This window comes from Mesorhizobium sp. WSM4884 (assembly GCF_029625675.1).
Classification (GTDB): Bacteria; Pseudomonadota; Alphaproteobacteria; order Rhizobiales; family Rhizobiaceae; genus Mesorhizobium.
The window spans coordinates 26573-41384 of sequence record NZ_JARTVO010000026.1 but is presented as its reverse complement, the minus strand read 5'-3'; the positions used below and the strand labels follow the sequence as shown (position 1 = coordinate 41384).

Annotated in this window: 14 protein-coding genes; 2 read left to right on the top strand and 12 right to left on the bottom strand. The window is 64.9% G+C overall.

What is annotated here, in order from left to right:
• Positions 1–135 precede the first annotated feature (135 nt).
• Complete coding sequence (locus P9236_RS27495; RefSeq protein WP_278077762.1) at positions 136–1632, bottom strand: CoA-acylating methylmalonate-semialdehyde dehydrogenase; 1497 nt, start codon at positions 1630–1632, stop codon at positions 136–138.
• 371 nt (positions 1633–2003) lie between these two features.
• Between P9236_RS27495 and P9236_RS27490 the strand changes: the two genes are divergently transcribed.
• Positions 2004–2885 carry a LysR family transcriptional regulator gene (locus P9236_RS27490; protein WP_278077761.1) on the top strand — a complete coding sequence of 294 codons (882 nt, stop codon included), beginning with the start codon at positions 2004–2006 and terminating at the stop codon, positions 2883–2885.
• Between the two features lie 404 nt (positions 2886–3289).
• Here P9236_RS27490 and P9236_RS27485 read toward each other — a convergent pair whose 3' ends face one another.
• From P9236_RS27485 to rsfS, 10 genes are all read right to left on the bottom strand, one after another.
• Entirely contained in the window at positions 3290–4549 is a 1260-nt protein-coding gene (locus tag P9236_RS27485; RefSeq protein ID WP_278077760.1) for a D-amino acid dehydrogenase, read from the bottom strand.
• A gap of 90 nt (positions 4550–4639) precedes the next feature.
• Entirely contained in the window at positions 4640–5788 is a 1149-nt protein-coding gene (gene alr / locus P9236_RS27480; protein ID WP_278077759.1) for an alanine racemase, read from the bottom strand.
• Between the two features lie 68 nt (positions 5789–5856).
• The gene (locus P9236_RS27475) at positions 5857–6375 is read right to left on the bottom strand and encodes an RNA pyrophosphohydrolase (RefSeq protein ID WP_278077758.1); all 519 of its coding nucleotides are present in this window, start codon (positions 6373–6375) and stop codon (positions 5857–5859) included.
• Positions 6376–6408: 33 nt separating this feature from the next.
• Positions 6409–7614, bottom strand: a complete 1206-nt coding sequence (locus P9236_RS27470; RefSeq protein ID WP_278077757.1) for a divergent polysaccharide deacetylase family protein — start codon at positions 7612–7614, stop codon at positions 6409–6411.
• 194 nt (positions 7615–7808) lie between these two features.
• Complete coding sequence (locus P9236_RS27465) at positions 7809–9140, bottom strand: S41 family peptidase (RefSeq protein WP_278077756.1); 1332 nt, start codon at positions 9138–9140, stop codon at positions 7809–7811.
• A 1-nt stretch (position 9141) separates the two neighbouring features.
• The gene (locus tag P9236_RS27460) at positions 9142–10476 is read right to left on the bottom strand and encodes a murein hydrolase activator EnvC (protein ID WP_278077755.1); all 1335 of its coding nucleotides are present in this window, start codon (positions 10474–10476) and stop codon (positions 9142–9144) included.
• Positions 10477–10683: 207 nt separating this feature from the next.
• Positions 10684–11040 (bottom strand): type II toxin-antitoxin system RelE/ParE family toxin, encoded by a 357-nt coding sequence (locus P9236_RS27455; protein WP_278077754.1) that lies wholly within the window; start codon positions 11038–11040, stop codon positions 10684–10686.
• A 2-nt stretch (positions 11041–11042) separates the two neighbouring features.
• Complete coding sequence (locus tag P9236_RS27450) at positions 11043–11303, bottom strand: transcriptional regulator (protein WP_278077753.1); 261 nt, start codon at positions 11301–11303, stop codon at positions 11043–11045.
• A 128-nt stretch (positions 11304–11431) separates the two neighbouring features.
• Positions 11432–11914, bottom strand: coding sequence for a 23S rRNA (pseudouridine(1915)-N(3))-methyltransferase RlmH (gene rlmH / locus P9236_RS27445; RefSeq protein WP_278077752.1), 483 nt, complete (start codon positions 11912–11914; stop codon positions 11432–11434).
• Positions 11915–11974: 60 nt separating this feature from the next.
• Positions 11975–12352 carry a ribosome silencing factor gene (rsfS, locus tag P9236_RS27440; protein ID WP_278077751.1) on the bottom strand — a complete coding sequence of 126 codons (378 nt, stop codon included), beginning with the start codon at positions 12350–12352 and terminating at the stop codon, positions 11975–11977.
• A 243-nt stretch (positions 12353–12595) separates the two neighbouring features.
• On the opposite strand from rsfS, the gene P9236_RS27435 reads away from it, so the two are divergent.
• Positions 12596–13447 carry a mechanosensitive ion channel domain-containing protein gene (locus P9236_RS27435; protein ID WP_278077750.1) on the top strand — a complete coding sequence of 284 codons (852 nt, stop codon included), beginning with the start codon at positions 12596–12598 and terminating at the stop codon, positions 13445–13447.
• Between the two features lie 6 nt (positions 13448–13453).
• Here the strand turns inward: P9236_RS27435 and P9236_RS27430 are convergent, their stop codons facing one another.
• On the bottom strand, positions 13454–14740 hold the full coding sequence (locus tag P9236_RS27430) for an MFS transporter (protein WP_278077749.1): 1287 nt from the start codon (positions 14738–14740) through the stop codon (positions 13454–13456).
• Positions 14741–14812: the final 72 nt, after the last annotated feature.

The following is a 14812-nucleotide window of genomic DNA, read 5'->3' as shown; positions in this document are numbered from 1 at the left end:
GGCGAGGACGCGCTAACGAGGAAACCGTCGGGCTAGTTCATCGTCGGAATGACGAATTCAGCGCCATCCTTGATGCCTTGCCGCGCGCCCGCAGCCGCAACGCGGCGAGGACGCGCTAACGAGGAAACCGTCGGGCTAGTTCATCGTCGGAATGACGAATTCAGCGCCATCCTTGATGCCCGACGGCCAGCGCGAGGTGACCGTCTTGGTCTTGGTATAGAAGCGGAACGCGTCAGGCCCGTGCTGGTTGAGGTCGCCGAAGGACGAGGCCTTCCAGCCGCCGAAGGTGTAATAGGCGATCGGCACCGGGATCGGCACGTTGACGCCGACCATGCCGACCTGGACCCTGGAAGCGAAGTCACGCGCGGCGTCACCGTCGCGGGTGAAGATGGCGACGCCGTTGCCCATCTCGTGGTCGTTGGCGAGCTTGATGGCGTTCTCGTAGGTCGGCGCGCGCACCACGGACAGCACCGGCCCGAAAATCTCTTCCTTGTAGATGCGCATGTCCGGTGTCACGTTGTCGAACAGGCAGCCGCCCATATAGTAGCCGCTCTCGTAGCCCTGCATCTTGAAGCCGCGGCCGTCGACGACGAGCTTGGCGCCTTCCTTGACCCCGAGGTCGACGTAACCCTTCACGCGCTCCAGTGCCTGCGCCGTTACCAGCGGGCCGAAATCGGCGGAAGAATCCGTCGACGGACCGACTTTCAGGCTTTCGACGCGCGGCACCAGCTTCTCCATCAGCCGGTTGGCGGTGTCGTTGCCGACCGGCACGGCCACCGAGATCGCCATGCAGCGCTCGCCGGCCGAGCCGTAGCCGGCGCCGATGAGGGCGTCGACGGTCTGGTCCATGTCGGCGTCGGGCATGATGATCATGTGGTTCTTGGCGCCGCCGAAACATTGCACGCGTTTTCCCGCCGCGCAGCCGCGCGCATAGATGTACTGGGCGATCGGCGTCGAGCCGACGAAGCCGATGGCCTTGATGTCCGGATCGTCGAGGATGGCGTCGACCACTTCCTTGTCGCCGTTGACGACGTTCAGCACGCCTTCCGGCAGGCCGGCCTCGATGAACAGCTCGGCGATGCGGATCGGCACGCCCGGATCGCGCTCCGACGGCTTCAGAATGAAGGCGTTGCCGCAGGCGATCGCCGGCGCGATCTTCCACAGCGGGATCATCGCCGGGAAGTTGAACGGCGTGATGCCGGCGACGACGCCGAGCGGCTGACGCATCGAATAGGTGTCGATGCCGGGGCCGGCGCCGTCGGTGAACTCGCCCTTCATCATGTGCGGCGCGCCGATGCAGACCTCGACCACCTCGAGGCCGCGCTGGATGTCGCCGCGCGCGTCGGCGATCGTCTTGCCGTGCTCGCGCGCCAGGATGTCGGCCAGCTCTTCATAGTCGCGCTGGACCAGCTCGAGAAACTTCATCAGCACGCGCACGCGGCGCTGCGGATTGGTGGCGCCCCACTTGACCTGCGCGGCCTTGGCGTTCTCGACCGCGGCGCGCAGTTCCTGCGCAGAGGCCAGCGCCACCGTGGCGCGCACGGAGCCGTCCATCGGCTGCATGACATCCTGCTTGCGGCCGCTGGTGCCGGCGACGCGCTTGCCGCCGATGAAATGACCGTATTCGATCATGGTTTCTCTCCCTGTTTGGTGATGAGGCATTGTCCGCCTTTGCGGCGGCAATGGCAACGCGAGGAAGATCGCAACCGTTGTGCGCTAAATAGACAGCGACGGGAAGCCGTGCATTAATTGTCGCAAATGGCGGTACGGCCTGGACGCTCAAAGGAGTAAAGGCTTGCGTTCCTTCACACCCCCCTCTGTCCTGCCGGACATCTCCCCCGCGGGGGAGATCGGACGTCACGTCCGCTTTCGCCAATCACCAACGCTCGACGAGAGGCGCCGTCAGGGAAGCTGCCAATCTCCCCCCTTGCGGGGGAGATGTCCGGCAGGACAGAGGGGGGTTGGCGGGAACACGGCGCTCACGACTACCGTGGAGCATCCCGATGAACTGGGATGACGTGCGCATCTTCCTCGCCGTGGCCCGCGCCGGGCAAATCCTCGGCGCGGCAAAACGCCTGGAGCTCAACCATGCCACCGTCTCGCGTCGCATCGCGGCGCTTGAGGAAGCGCTGCGCACGAAGCTTTTCCGCCGCCTGACCACCGGCAGCGAGCTGACACCGGCCGGCGAGCGCTTCCTCGACATTGCCGAACGCATAGAGGGCGACATGATCGCCGCCCGCTCAACCATCGCCGGCGAGGGCGACGACGTCTCCGGCACGGTGCGCATCGGCGCGCCCGACGGTTTCGGTGTCGCTTTCCTCGCCAAGCGCCTGGGCGAGATCACGGCGCTTCATCGCGAGCTTACCATCCAGCTGGTGCCGGTGCCGCGTTCCTTCTCGCTGTCGCGGCGCGAGGCCGATATCGCCATCACCGTCGAGCGGCCGACCGAAGGGCGACTGGTGGCCGGCAAGCTGGTCGACTACACGCTCGGCCTGTTTGCCTCCCGCGCCTATGCCGAGGCGAACGGCCTGCCGAGGACGGCGGCCGATCTCGGCCGGCACACGCTGATTGGCTACGTGCCCGACCTCATCGTCAGCCCTTCTCTCGACTACGCCGCCGAGTTCAGCCCGGACTGGCGCTCGAGCTTCGCCATCTCCTCGGCGCTCGGCCAGGCGGAAGCGGTGCGATCCGGCGCCGGCATCGGCATCCTGCATACCTTCGTCGCCCGCTCGATGCCGGAGCTGGTGCCGGTCGACATCGTCGCGCCCATCCGCCGCGCCTACTGGTTGGTCTATCACGAATCGGTGAGGCCACTGCGCCGGGTCCAGCTCGTCGCCAATTTCATCACCAAGGCCGTGGAGCGGGAAAAGGGACTGTTCGTGTAGTTCCTCGACACGGGGATTTTGAAAGTTGCAGGCTTGTTGGCGGCAAGATTTTCATCGTTCGGTTTCCATAAAAATCAGCGCGAGCGCTGGGGGTTAGCCGAAGCCTCCCCAACCTCGTCATCCCAGGGCGAAGCAGGAGCGCAGCTCCGTCGCGGAGACCTGGGATCCATTCCGTGACCTTGATCGAAGCGTGCAGCGGAGCAGAATTCTGGGTTGCAACGCGTCGAAGTCACGGAATGGATCCTCGGGTCTGCGCTGCGTCGCTACGCTCCTTGCTCCGCCCGTAGATGACGAGGCGACGGACATTCCAACCAATCTCCAAGGCATGCTACCCACCGACGTCCGGAATTGCGCCAAAACAAAGAGATCGAGCGTTTCGCCGTTTCCGTGAAATGGTGAACGCTCTACGCCTTGACGTACCGGTCCGGGCTGAGGTCGAGCGCGTTGATCTCCGGCACCCGGTTGGACATGATGTCGGAAAGCACCTTGGCCGAGCCGCAGGCCATGGTCCAGCCCAGCGTGCCGTGGCCGGTGTTGAGATAGAGGTTGGACAGCTCGCTCTGGCCGACCAGCGGCGGCCCGTCCGGCGTCATCGGCCGCAAGCCGCACCAGAAGGTCGCGGCCTTGAGGTCGCCACTGCCTGGAAACAGGTCTCCCACCGAGTGCTCCAACGTACGGCGGCGCGATTCATGCAGGCGCAGGTCGAAGCCCGAAATCTCCGCCGTGCCGCCTACGCGGATGCGGTCGCCGAGCCTGGTGATCGCCACCTTGTAGGTCTCGTCCATGACGGTCGACACCGGCGCTGCTTCCGCATTCGCGATCGGCACCGTGATCGAATAGCCTTTGACCGGATAGACCGGGATCGGCCGCTTCATCTTGCGCATGAAGGGGGCCGAATAGCTGCCCAGTGCCATCACATAAGCGTCCGCCTGGCGCCAGCCCTTGTCGGTGCTGACGCTGGCAACGCGGTTGCGGTTTCGCACCACGCGCTTGATCGTCGTACCGTAGTCGAAAGTGACGCCGCGCGCGACGCAGAGCTCGGCGAGCTTCTCGGTGAACATCTTGCAGTCGCCGGTTTCGTCGCCGGGCAATCTCAGCCCGCCGACGAATTTTTCCCGCACGCCAGCCAGCGCCGGCTCGGCCGCGATGCAGCCGTCCCGATCGAGGATCTCGTAGGGCACGCCGTATTTCTTCAGCACCTCGACGTCGCCGCCGGTGCCGTCGAGCTGCTTCTGCTTGCGGAACAGCTGCAGCGTGCCCTTGGACCGCTCGTCATAGGTGATGCCGGTCGCGGCGCGCAGCGTCTTCAGCGTGTCGCGGCTGTATTCGGCGACCGGCACCATACGCGACTTGTTGAGCGCATAGCGCTCGGCCGTGCAGTTGCGCAGCATCTTGATGAGCCACGACCACATATGCGGATCGAAGGCCGGCCGCACCACCAGCGGACCGTATTTCATCAGGAGCCATTTGATGGCCTTGACCGGGATGCCGGGCCCGGCCCATGGCGAGGCATAGCCGGGCGACACCTCGCCGGCATTGGCGAAGCTTGTTTCCAGCGCCGGACCGTGCTGCCGGTCGATCACCGTGACTTCGTGGCCGGCCTCGTTAAGGAAGTAGGCGGTGGTGACCCCGATCACGCCGCCGCCCATCACCAGGACTTTCATTCTATGCTCCCTCAAAGCCGACCGAATGCCTGACGGCGTTGGCCCTTTCATCTGTCTGCCGGATTTTGCTGCGTCCGCCAAGTAGCGCGGTCACGCGCCGATGTAGCGGCGGTGAAAGCGCGTCCCCAGGCTGGTCAGCACCTCGTAGCCGATGGTGCCGGCATGTGCGGCCGCGTCGTCGACGCTTTGCGACGGGCCGATGAGCTCGACGAGGTCGCCCTCGCCCAGCCGACCGGCGGGAAGCGCCGAAATGTCAAGGATGATCGAATCCATCGACACCCGTCCGACGAAAGGCAGCCGCACGTCCTCGAACCAGGCGGCCGAAGCGGCACGCCGGTGCCAGCCATCGGCATAGCCGAGCGAGATCGTCGCCAGCCTGAGCGGTCCGCGCGCATGGTAAGTATGGCCGTAGCCGATGCCGGCGCCGTCTTCGACGCTGCGCGTCTGCGCCACCTTCGCCTGCAGCCGCACCACCGGCAGCATCGGGTTGGCCTCGCCCGGCGTCGGGTTGATGCCGTAGAGCGCGGCGCCCGGACGAGCGAGATCGTAGTGGTAGGAGGCCCCGAGGAAAATGCCGGACGAATTGGCGAGCGAGGCGGGCGCCTCGGGCAACATCCCGCGCAGCCGCTCGAACGCCAGCCGTTGCGCTTCGTTGGCCGGATTGCGCGGCTCATCGGCGCAGGCGAGATGGCTCATCACGAACCGGATATCGATGCCGTCGAAAGCATCCTTGGCGAGCGCGGCGACTTCGGCCGGAGGCATGCCGAGCCGCGACATGCCGCTGTCGACCTGGATCGCGGCCGCCAGCTTTCGGCCGGTGGCGCGCGTCGCTTCGCGCCACACCTTCAACTGAGCGGCGCTGTTGATGACGGGATGAAGTCCGGCCGCGAGTGCTTCCGATTCCGAGTCCGGCGGCAGGCCATTCAGGACAAAGATGTCATGTCCTGGCCCAAGCGCCTTGCGCAAGGCGATGCCTTCGCCGAGCAGCGCGACGAAGAAGATGTCGCAGCCTTCCTTCATCAGCGCCGACGCCACCTGCGCGGCGCCGAGACCATAGCCGTCGGCCTTGAGCACACCGGCGCAGCGCACGCCCGCCAGCCGCGCCTTGAGCCGCCGGTAGTTCTCGCGGACGGCGCTGAGATCGATGGTCAGGATCGCGCCGGCGGCTGCCTCGCTTACCATAGAACCGCTAGCGTCATTTGCTGTCGCTAGAATACCGCGCCTGGTGTCGTCGTTCATGGCGACCCCCTCATTGCATCCAGGCAATCATTAGGACGCCGGTATCAGCGCGGCAACAGTAGCCTGTTCTAGCGGACTAGATGCTCGAAAGCCCCTACCACCTGCTCGTAGACCTTGCGCTTGAACGGCACGATGAGGTCCGGCAGCTCCTGCATCGGCCGCCATGCCCATTGATCGAATTCGGCCTTGTGGTCGCCCGGCGGCGGATTGATCCGGATCTCGCTCTCGTCCCCCTCGAAGCGGTAGGCGAACCATTTCTGCGTCTGGCCGCGGTAGCGCCCCTTGAAGGCGACGCCGACCAGATGCGGCGGCAGGTCGTAATTGATCCAGTGCGGCGCCTCGGCCAGCAGCGACACGCTGCGCATGCCGGTTTCCTCGTAGAGCTCCCGCTCCGCCGCGTTGAGCGGCTCCTCGCCATCGTCGATGCCGCCCTGCGGCATCTGCCACAGTTTCGTCGTGCCGGAAAACTCGCTGTCCGGCTCGGCGATGCGATGCCCGACCCAGACCAGCCCGGCGCGGTTGAGGATCATCAGTCCGACGCAGGGACGATAGGGCAACGTCTCGGGATCGATCATTTTCTTGGACATTTCCGGATTCCAGTATCGGCGAGAAGCCGATGACTAGCCTTTTTGCGGGTCTATGGCGACGGCCGAGATCGGCACGATCTCGATGCCGCGCTTCTTTGCCTCGGTGACCCAGGACGTCACCGTGTCGACGGTGACATCGAAGGCCGAGCCGATGCCGACGGCGCTGCCCTTGGCCCGCGCGGTCGCCTCGAGGCTGTCCAGCTTCTTGAGGATCTCGCCGCGGTCCTGCACCGCGTCGATCGCCATGTCGCCTGCCACGAACGGCACGCCGTCCTTCAGCGCCAGGTCGGGCGCCAGGCTCCGCGAGGACGAGCCGTCGTCGACATAGGCAAGGCCGCGCTTGCCGAGCTCGGTCATGAAGGGTCCCATCGCGTTTGCGTCGGCGGAAAACCGCGCGCCCATATAGTTCATGACGCCGGTGTAGTTGGTCGTCCTGGACAGCGCCCAGTGCAGACTCTTCAGGTTCTCGTCCTGGCTTGCCGAGACCGTCAGCGTGTTGCGCCCCGGATTGACGTTAGGATAGTCGAATGGCTCGAGCGGTATCTGCATGACGATCTCATGTCCGCTCTGCCGCGCCGCCTTCATCCAGCGGTCGATGCTGTTGCCCTGCGGCGCGAAGGCCAGCGTCACCTCGGCCGGCAATTTGGCGATCGCCGCCTGCGTTCCCGTCTGCGAGACGGCGAGCCCGCCGATGACGATCGCCACGCGCGCACCGCGCGCGCCGGACCACGGCCGCGCATAGACGTCGAACGGCCGCTTGCCGTCGGCGGAACGGATCGGCAGCGGACCGCTGTCGCTGGCCTCGATCAGCGCCCTGTCCGGGATGTGCGCGACCTTGAGATTCTGCCCGAGCGCCGACGGATCGCGGATGACGATGCCCGCTTTGGGCGGGCCGTCGCCCTCTTCGGTCTGGACGTGGATGATCTGTGGGCCGCCGCTCTTCATCGGCGTGCTCGTGCCGGGGTGCGCCGTCGCCACGTCGGCCGGAGCCGGAGCCGGCTTCGGCGCCGGTGCCGGCGCGGGCGTTGGCGCCGCGGTCACCTTCGGCGTCGAAACGGCCATCTCGTCCGGCTTGCGGAAAGGTTTCTCACGCAATGCGATCGCAGCGGAAATGCCGATCACTCCGAGGACGGCGACCGCCACGCCGAGCATGCCGGCGCTGATGCGGCGCGAAGCAGGGCGCTGAGCCCGGAGCGTCTGTCCGAGCGGGCGTTCGATGTCCTTGCCGATGTCAGCCAAGCCGCATCCCCAAGCTCGTGATCCAGCCGATCGGATCGTCAGCGGTCACGTGCGAAATTCAAAATCCTCGGCGCCCCCGGCGCCCGTTGGCGAACCGACTTGTCCCCGAATCAAACTGCCGGAACCTCGCGGGTCCCGGCAGCATTGCATCGCTTCGGTCGGTCGGCCAGAGGCTTGCCCCGGCCGACACGCCTTTACTGGTTCAAAACGGCCTTGTCCGGGTTCGGCGGGAACGACGGATCGGTCTTCTGGCCGCGCAGCAGCTGCTCGGCATAGATCAGCTGCAGGTCGTCCTTCGGTTCCGGCGGCACATAGGCGGCCGAACCCGAACCGGTGGCGCTCTCGTCGGCGCCCTTGATGTGGCCCTTGAGGTCGGATTCGCCGCGGGTCAGATCCCTGCCCTGCAGGTCCGGCGGCAGCGGCTGCTCGACCTTGACGTCCGGCGTGATGCCCTTGCCCTGGATCGACTTGCCGGACGGCGTGTAATAGAGCGCCGTTGTGAGCCTCAGCGCGCCGTTCTCGCCGAGCGGAATGATGGTCTGCACCGAGCCCTTGCCGAAGGACTGGGTGCCGACGACGGTGGCGCGGCGCAGATCCTGCAGCGCGCCGGCGACGATCTCGGACGCGCTCGCCGAGCCGCCATTGACCAGCACGATCAGCGGCTTGCCGTTGATGTCGTCGTTCTGCTTCGGCTTGGCGTCGAAGCGGGTGACGTCCTTCGGGTCGCGCCCGCGGGTCGAAACGATCTCGCCGCGCTTCAGGAAGGCATCCGACACGCTCACCGCCTGGTCGAGCAGGCCGCCCGGATTGAGGCGCAGGTCGAGCACATAGCCCTTCAGCTTGTCGTTCGGCACCTGCTTCTTGATGTTCTCGATGGCGTTCTCGAGATCGTCATAGGTCTTCTCGGTGAAGGAGGTGATCTTCATGTAGCCGACGTCGTTCTCGACCCGGTACTTCACCGCCTTGACCTTGATGATGTCGCGCACCACCGTCAGCTCGATCGGCTTGTCCGCGCCCTGGCGCAGGATCGTGAGCTTGATCGGCGTGTTGACCGGGCCGCGCATCTTTTCGACGGCGTCATTGAGGGTCAGGCCGCGCACCTCCTCGCCGTCGATCTTGGCGATGTAGTCGCCGGCAAGCACGCCCGCCTTGGCGGCCGGCGTGTCGTCGATCGGCGTGATCACCTTGACGAGATCGTTCTCCATGGTGACCTCGATGCCGAGGCCGCCGAATTCGCCCTTGGTCTGCACGCGCATATCCTGCGCCTGCTCCGCATTCATGTAGGAGGAGTGCGGGTCGAGCGAGGCAAGCATGCCGTTGATGGCGTTCTCGACCAGCGACTTGTCATCCGGCGGCGTAACATATTGCGCGCGCACGCGCTCGAAGATGTCGCCGAAGATCGCCAGTTGCTTATAGGTCTCGGAGCCCGCAGCGTTCGCCGCCGAGCCGGGTGCGCCGTAGACCAGGCTCATTGCCGATGCGCCCATCAGCGCGCCGGCAAACAGAAGCGACAATTTCCGCATCATTTCACGTCCTTCCAGAAAATCGCTCCGCCCACCAAGGGTTCGGATCGACGGGTTTTCCATCCTTGCGGAACTCCACATAGAGCTCCGGCGTCGCATTTCCATTCTGCGAGGCCGAGGTGCTTGCCACCCGGGCCTCTCCCATCGCGCCGATCGGCTCCCCTGCGAGCACCGACTGTCCGGTCGCGACGCTGATTCTGCTCATCCCCGCCAGGACGACATGATACCCATCGCCCGCATTGAGGATCAAGAGTTGACCATAGGAGCGAAACGGCCCCGCATAAAGCACGTTTCCATCCGCCGGCGCGGTGACGATGGCTCCCGATTGTGTCGCAACCATGTCGCCCTGCATCATTGCGCCATTGCCGTCGTCGGCCCCGAAGCGCCTTTTGATCTTGCCGATGACCGGCAGCGCGATCTGGCCCTGCAGCGCCGCGAATGGGGCGGAAGCGGTCAAGCGGTTGCCCTCCGGCACCGGCGGCGTGGCGGGCTCCGTCGTGGACGCCGTCGTGTCGCCATCTGCCGATTTCTGCTCGCCCGCCTTGGCCTGGTCTGCCGCCTTTCGCGCCTTGTCGGCTTCGAGCGAGGCGATGAGGTCCTTGAGGCTGCTGGCCTTGGCTGCCAGCTGCTGCGAGCGCTGCTGCTCGGCGGTCAAAGCCGCTTCGGTATCGGCCTGCAGCCTCTGCTTGGCTTCGAGCAGCATGGTGAGCCGCTTCTTCTCCGCCGTCTGTTCGGTGACCGCGGCGGTGAGCCGCGCCCGCTCGGCCTCGATCGACGCCGTCACCCGGGTCTGCTCCTTGAGGTCGGCCGTCAGCCTGTCGGTCTGCTGGCGCAGTTCCGGCACCACGGCGCCGAGCAGGATGGCGCTGCGCACCGACGACAGCGCGTCCTCCGGCTTGACCAGGATCGCCGGCGGCGGGTTGAGCCCCATGCGCTGCAGCGCGCCAAGCACTTCGGCAAGCACGTCGCGGCGCGCCACCAACGAGTTGTGCAGCTTCTCTTCCTCGGTCTTCAGCCCTTCGAGCTTGGCGCCGATATCCTCGATATCCTGGCCGAGCTTCTGCTCGGTCATGGCCGATTGGATGAGCGCCGCGCTGATCGAGGCATGATCCTTCTTGACCGTCGCGACGTCGGCGGCAAGCTTGGCCAGCCGCTCGGACGACAAGGTGATTTCCTTGGAGACCTGCTCGTATTCGGCTCGGCTCTGGTCGGGATCGGGCGCGACGTCGAGCGTGTTTTCCGCGGCCATGGCCTGCCCGAACGCGATCAGCGCGGCGACAAGTGTCAAGCCGCAGCGGCTGCGCCAGGCGCGCGTTCTCGAATTCCAGCCTTCAGACATCAGGCCTCGAGTCTATCCGCCGCTTCGTTAACGAACCATCAACCATGTTGGAAGCACCCGTATCAACCGTGATGTCGGGTCATTGAGGCGGAAATCCGGAGAACCAAAGCATCATTCCGAAAAGTGGCAACCGGTTTTCGGAAAAGATCATGCTCCAGAAAAAAGGAGTTGGATCAGGATGACGATTCAACGAAACCTCATCCTGATCTAGCTGTCTCCCGATCGCGCTTCCAAGGTCCGTAGATCCTCGGCCAAGCGTACAGGCACGTCCATCCGATCATGCAGGATGCTTATGACGCCGATCCGGTCGCCGGAAAGCTTGCGAAAGAACACGTAGTGACGTCCGTAGTGACTGAAATAGGCGTCCATCTTCAAATCGGCCGGAATCGCCAGATTGCCTGGAAGCTTTCGCCAGAGGGCAGGTACTTCGGAAAGGGTTTGCAAGTGCTGATGCAAGTCAGCGATATAGCGAATAGCCTGGGCTTCGCCCCATTTCTCAACGGTATCGCTCCAGATGTGGTCCTGCGCTGCGTCCGCTGGCGGGTAGAACAGGTACCCTGCCATGCTTAGGGGCGTCGGCCTTGATTGCGCCGAACAACATCCTGGGCCGATACGGCCCGGAATTCGCTCTCCTCGGCCCTCAGACCCGGCTCAAGCTGCCTTTTCAGCCAGTCCCACGCTTCGTTGCGCGTCTGCAGATCACGGCGGATCAGGGCACGGATATATTCGCTGGCGTTTTCATAAAGACCATTCTCGCCAATCTGCTGTTGCAGATGAGCCTGGAGTTGACCACCGACGCGGACATGAATGCTGTTATCTGCGGCCATGAACCGATCCTTTGCTTCCCTCCAAAATTATGGAAGGCGTCGCAAATATTGTCAATGTTTGCTACACCAGCCGAGATTATTCCTGGCAATCCCTCGTCCAGCCCCTCCTCCAGCCCTTTGACCACGACTCACGAGCGGTGATAGGGATGTCCGGACAGGATCGTGGCGATCCGGTAGAGCTGCTCGCCCAGCATGACGCGCACCAGCTGATGCGGCCAGGTCAGCGCTCCGAACGACACCACCAGATCGGCCTCTTCGCGCAAGGATTTGTCATGGCCGTCGGCGCCGCCGATCGCGATGACCAGCGCCTTGCGCCCCGCGTCCCGCAACTGGCCGATGCGCGCCGCCAGATCCCCGGAGGAAAGCGCCTTGCCGCGTTCGTCGAGCAGGATGAGCACGGTGCCCTGCTGCAGCTGACCCTGCAGCTTCTGGCCCTCCTCGCGGCGGCGCTCGTCGGCGCTCTGCCCGCGGCTCTCGGGGATCTCGACGATACCAGCAAATTCCAGCCCGACCGCGGGTCCGCTCTTGGCGAAGCGCTCGAAATAGCGGTCGGCGAGCTCTCTCTCGGGGCCGGTCTTCATCCGGCCCACGGCATGAACGGTGATCTTCATCCTCGCCTCGGCGAGCCTCGATCGGCGCCGGACCGGAACGGTCACGGCACGCGATACGGCTCAGTGCAAGGTCTCTTCCTCGAGGTCCGGCGCCTGCCACATCTTTTCGAGATTGTAGAATTCGCGGACTTCGGGGCGGAAGACGTGGACGATGATGTCGCCCGAATCGATCAGGACCCAGTCGGCGCTGGCCAGCCCCTCGACGCGCGCCATGCCGAGACCGGCATCCTTGAGCGCCTTGAGGAGGTGATCGGCGACAGCCGAGACATGACGGTGCGATCGGCCCGACGCGACGACCATATAGTCGGCGAGGCTCGATTTACCCTGGATGTCGATTGAGACGATGTTTTCGGCCTTGGAGTCTTCCAGACTGGCAAGGACTGTCTTGATGGCGAGGGAGGCAGCATCGTTTCCGCTGATCCCGGCCGGCGAAGGCACGATGTCGGCCTTCTTCCGCAGTGCTGTTCTCAGTGTGTTTCCTTTCCCAATAAGAACAACCAAATCACCCCGCAAATCAGGTGACACCACTTAAATAGGCAGAGTTCCGTTGCAGTTTCAAGACGACCGCCCCGCCGCCGTTGCGTGATGGTCGTCCGGATGGCTCGGCGGCAAGCCGGAAAAGATGGGAACTGATGCTCACGGCACGGGTTATCGGCTCACCGGACAAAGGGGATCCCAACCATGCCAACCGACCCGCAAAGCGCTCTGTTCACCATCCAGGCCGGGCTTGCGCAGCTCTCAACGCTGATCGTCTCCTATTCCTTCTCGGCGATCGGCGCCATCATCCTTCTGATCGTCGGCTACTTCGTCGCCGGCATTGCCGAGCGCTCGATCTTCGCCGGCCTCGGCCACATCCACGGCTTCGACGCCACCTTGCGCCATTTCTTCTCGAAGATCGTCCGCTACGCGATCCTTGCCCTTGTCGTCATCATGGTGCTCGGCCAGTTCGGCGTGCAGACGGCTTCCATCATTGCCGCCATCGGCGCCGTCGGCCTGGCCATCGGGCTGGCTTTGCAGGGCACGCTGCAGAATATCGCCGCCGGCATCATGCTGCTCGCGTTAAGGCCTTTCCGCATTGGCGAACATGTCGAGGTCGGCCCGATCGCCGGCACGATCGAGGAGATCGGCCTGTTCGCCACCACGCTGCGCACGGTCGACGGTGTGTACATATTGGCGCCCAACCAGACGCTGTGGAACCAGCCGGTGCGCAACTTCACCCGCAACGGCGTGCGCCGCACCGATATCACACTCAACATCGGCTCGTGGAACGACATCGACCGCGGGCAGAAGACGCTGCTTGGCATCGCCGGCGCCGAGAAGCGCATCAGGCGAGAGCCCGCGCCGATCGCCTTCGTGGCGAACCTCGGCGAGAGCACGGTTTCGCTGACCCTGCGCTACTGGACGACGGCGGCCGACTATTTCGCCACCCAGGCCGACATGACCAAGCGCGCCAAGCAGGCCTTCGACAATGAGGGCATTTCGATTCCGCTGCCGCCGCCCGAACTGCCGACTGCGGAGGCTCGCAAGCAGTAGAGCAATTCAGTCCTTGGCAGGCATTGTCGGCTCTTCCGGCGCGAAGGCGAGCTCCACCGGCAGGGGCGTCTGCGCCGACATCGGCGCGAAGCTGCCGGTTGCGGCAGCAGGCGTCGGTCGCGCCGCGAACACCCGCCACAGCACGAACAGGCAGAACGCCGAAGCGATGAAGATGCCGACATAGATGAAGGTCTCGGTGCCGAAGACTGCTGAAAGCGCCGTAACGATGCCGGGCACGATGAACCCGGACAGCGACCAGGCAAAGAGCAGCGAGCTCGACAGCGCCAGCAGCTCGTCCTTCCTGGCGCGGTCGGCGGCGTGGGCGCTGGAGAGCGAATAGATCGATTCCGATGCGCCGTCCCAGATGAGATAGATCACCACCAGCGCCATCAGCGCTCCGCCGTCGAAGGCGATGGCGAGCAGGCTCGCCACTACCGCGAGCCCCGCCGCGCCCGACAGCACATAGCGCCGGTCGGTGCGGTCGGAGAGCCAGCCGAGCGGAATCTGGAGGATCAGCGTGCCGACCGGCATCGCCGACAACAGCAGCGCCACATCTGCCTGGCTGTAGCCCTTGGCGGTGGCGTGGATCGGCGCGAAACCGGAAATGATCATCGACAGGCCGCCGACGGCGAGCATGCCGACGACGCCGACCGGCGAGATCTTCCAGGCTTGGCCGAGCGCCACCGAAGCCGCCTGCGGCGCGGGCGGCTGGGCAAGCCGCGTCATGCCTACCGGCAGGATGGACAAAGCGGTGAACGCGATGCCGATCAGCGGCGCGGCCGCCGTATGGATGTCGATCGTGGCAAGCGTCGCATAACCGACGCCCAATCCGCCGATATAAGCGACATAGAACACCGCCATGACCCGGCCGCGTATGGCGTTCGGCAAGGCATCGTTGAGCCAGCTCTGCGCGACGATGAAGAGGCCGCAGATGGCAAACCCGTAGAGCGCCCGCGCCGCGATCCAGAGCAACGGGATCGGCCCGGCCCCGATCGCGACGTTGGAGAGCGCGATCAGCGCCGAAAGCACCATGAACGCGCGGGCATGACCGACCCGGCGCACCAATGGACCGGTCAGGATGCAGCCGGCGAGCCCGCCGGCCGAAAGGCCGGTGACGATCAATCCGGCCCAGGTCGGATCGAAGCCATCGGCGCCGAGCCGCACGGGGATGAAGGCGAACATCAGTCCGTTGCCGATCGCGATCAGCGCCATCGACACGATGACGCTGGCAATGGCGATCAGCGGCGCCGATTGCGCGCCCGGATCGGTCGTGATGCGGCTCTTCTCAAGCATGGCTTTGCAGCATCGCCCGCCCGCAGGCGAAAAGCAGCCGTAAAAGCGACATGGCCAAACTTCCCTTCTCCC

What these genes read in the sequence shown, in the direction of transcription:
- P9236_RS27495 (WP_278077762.1), bottom strand. Translation starts at nt 1,632, where the DNA reads ATGATCGAATACGGTCATTTCATCGGCGGCAAGCGCGTCGCCGGCACC.
- P9236_RS27490 (WP_278077761.1), top strand. Translation starts at nt 2,004, where the DNA reads ATGAACTGGGATGACGTGCGCATCTTCCTCGCCGTGGCCCGCGCCGGG.
- P9236_RS27485 (WP_278077760.1), bottom strand. Translation starts at nt 4,549, where the DNA reads ATGAAAGTCCTGGTGATGGGCGGCGGCGTGATCGGGGTCACCACCGCC.
- alr (WP_278077759.1), bottom strand. Translation starts at nt 5,788, where the DNA reads ATGAACGACGACACCAGGCGCGGTATTCTAGCGACAGCAAATGACGCT.
- P9236_RS27475 (WP_278077758.1), bottom strand. Translation starts at nt 6,375, where the DNA reads ATGTCCAAGAAAATGATCGATCCCGAGACGTTGCCCTATCGTCCCTGC.
- P9236_RS27465 (WP_278077756.1), bottom strand. Translation starts at nt 9,140, where the DNA reads ATGATGCGGAAATTGTCGCTTCTGTTTGCCGGCGCGCTGATGGGCGCA.
- P9236_RS27460 (WP_278077755.1), bottom strand. Translation starts at nt 10,476, where the DNA reads ATGTCTGAAGGCTGGAATTCGAGAACGCGCGCCTGGCGCAGCCGCTGC.
- P9236_RS27455 (WP_278077754.1), bottom strand. Translation starts at nt 11,040, where the DNA reads ATGGCAGGGTACCTGTTCTACCCGCCAGCGGACGCAGCGCAGGACCAC.
- P9236_RS27450 (WP_278077753.1), bottom strand. Translation starts at nt 11,303, where the DNA reads ATGGCCGCAGATAACAGCATTCATGTCCGCGTCGGTGGTCAACTCCAG.
- rlmH (WP_278077752.1), bottom strand. Translation starts at nt 11,914, where the DNA reads ATGAAGATCACCGTTCATGCCGTGGGCCGGATGAAGACCGGCCCCGAG.
- P9236_RS27435 (WP_278077750.1), top strand. Translation starts at nt 12,596, where the DNA reads ATGCCAACCGACCCGCAAAGCGCTCTGTTCACCATCCAGGCCGGGCTT.
- P9236_RS27430 (WP_278077749.1), bottom strand. Translation starts at nt 14,740, where the DNA reads ATGCTTGAGAAGAGCCGCATCACGACCGATCCGGGCGCGCAATCGGCG.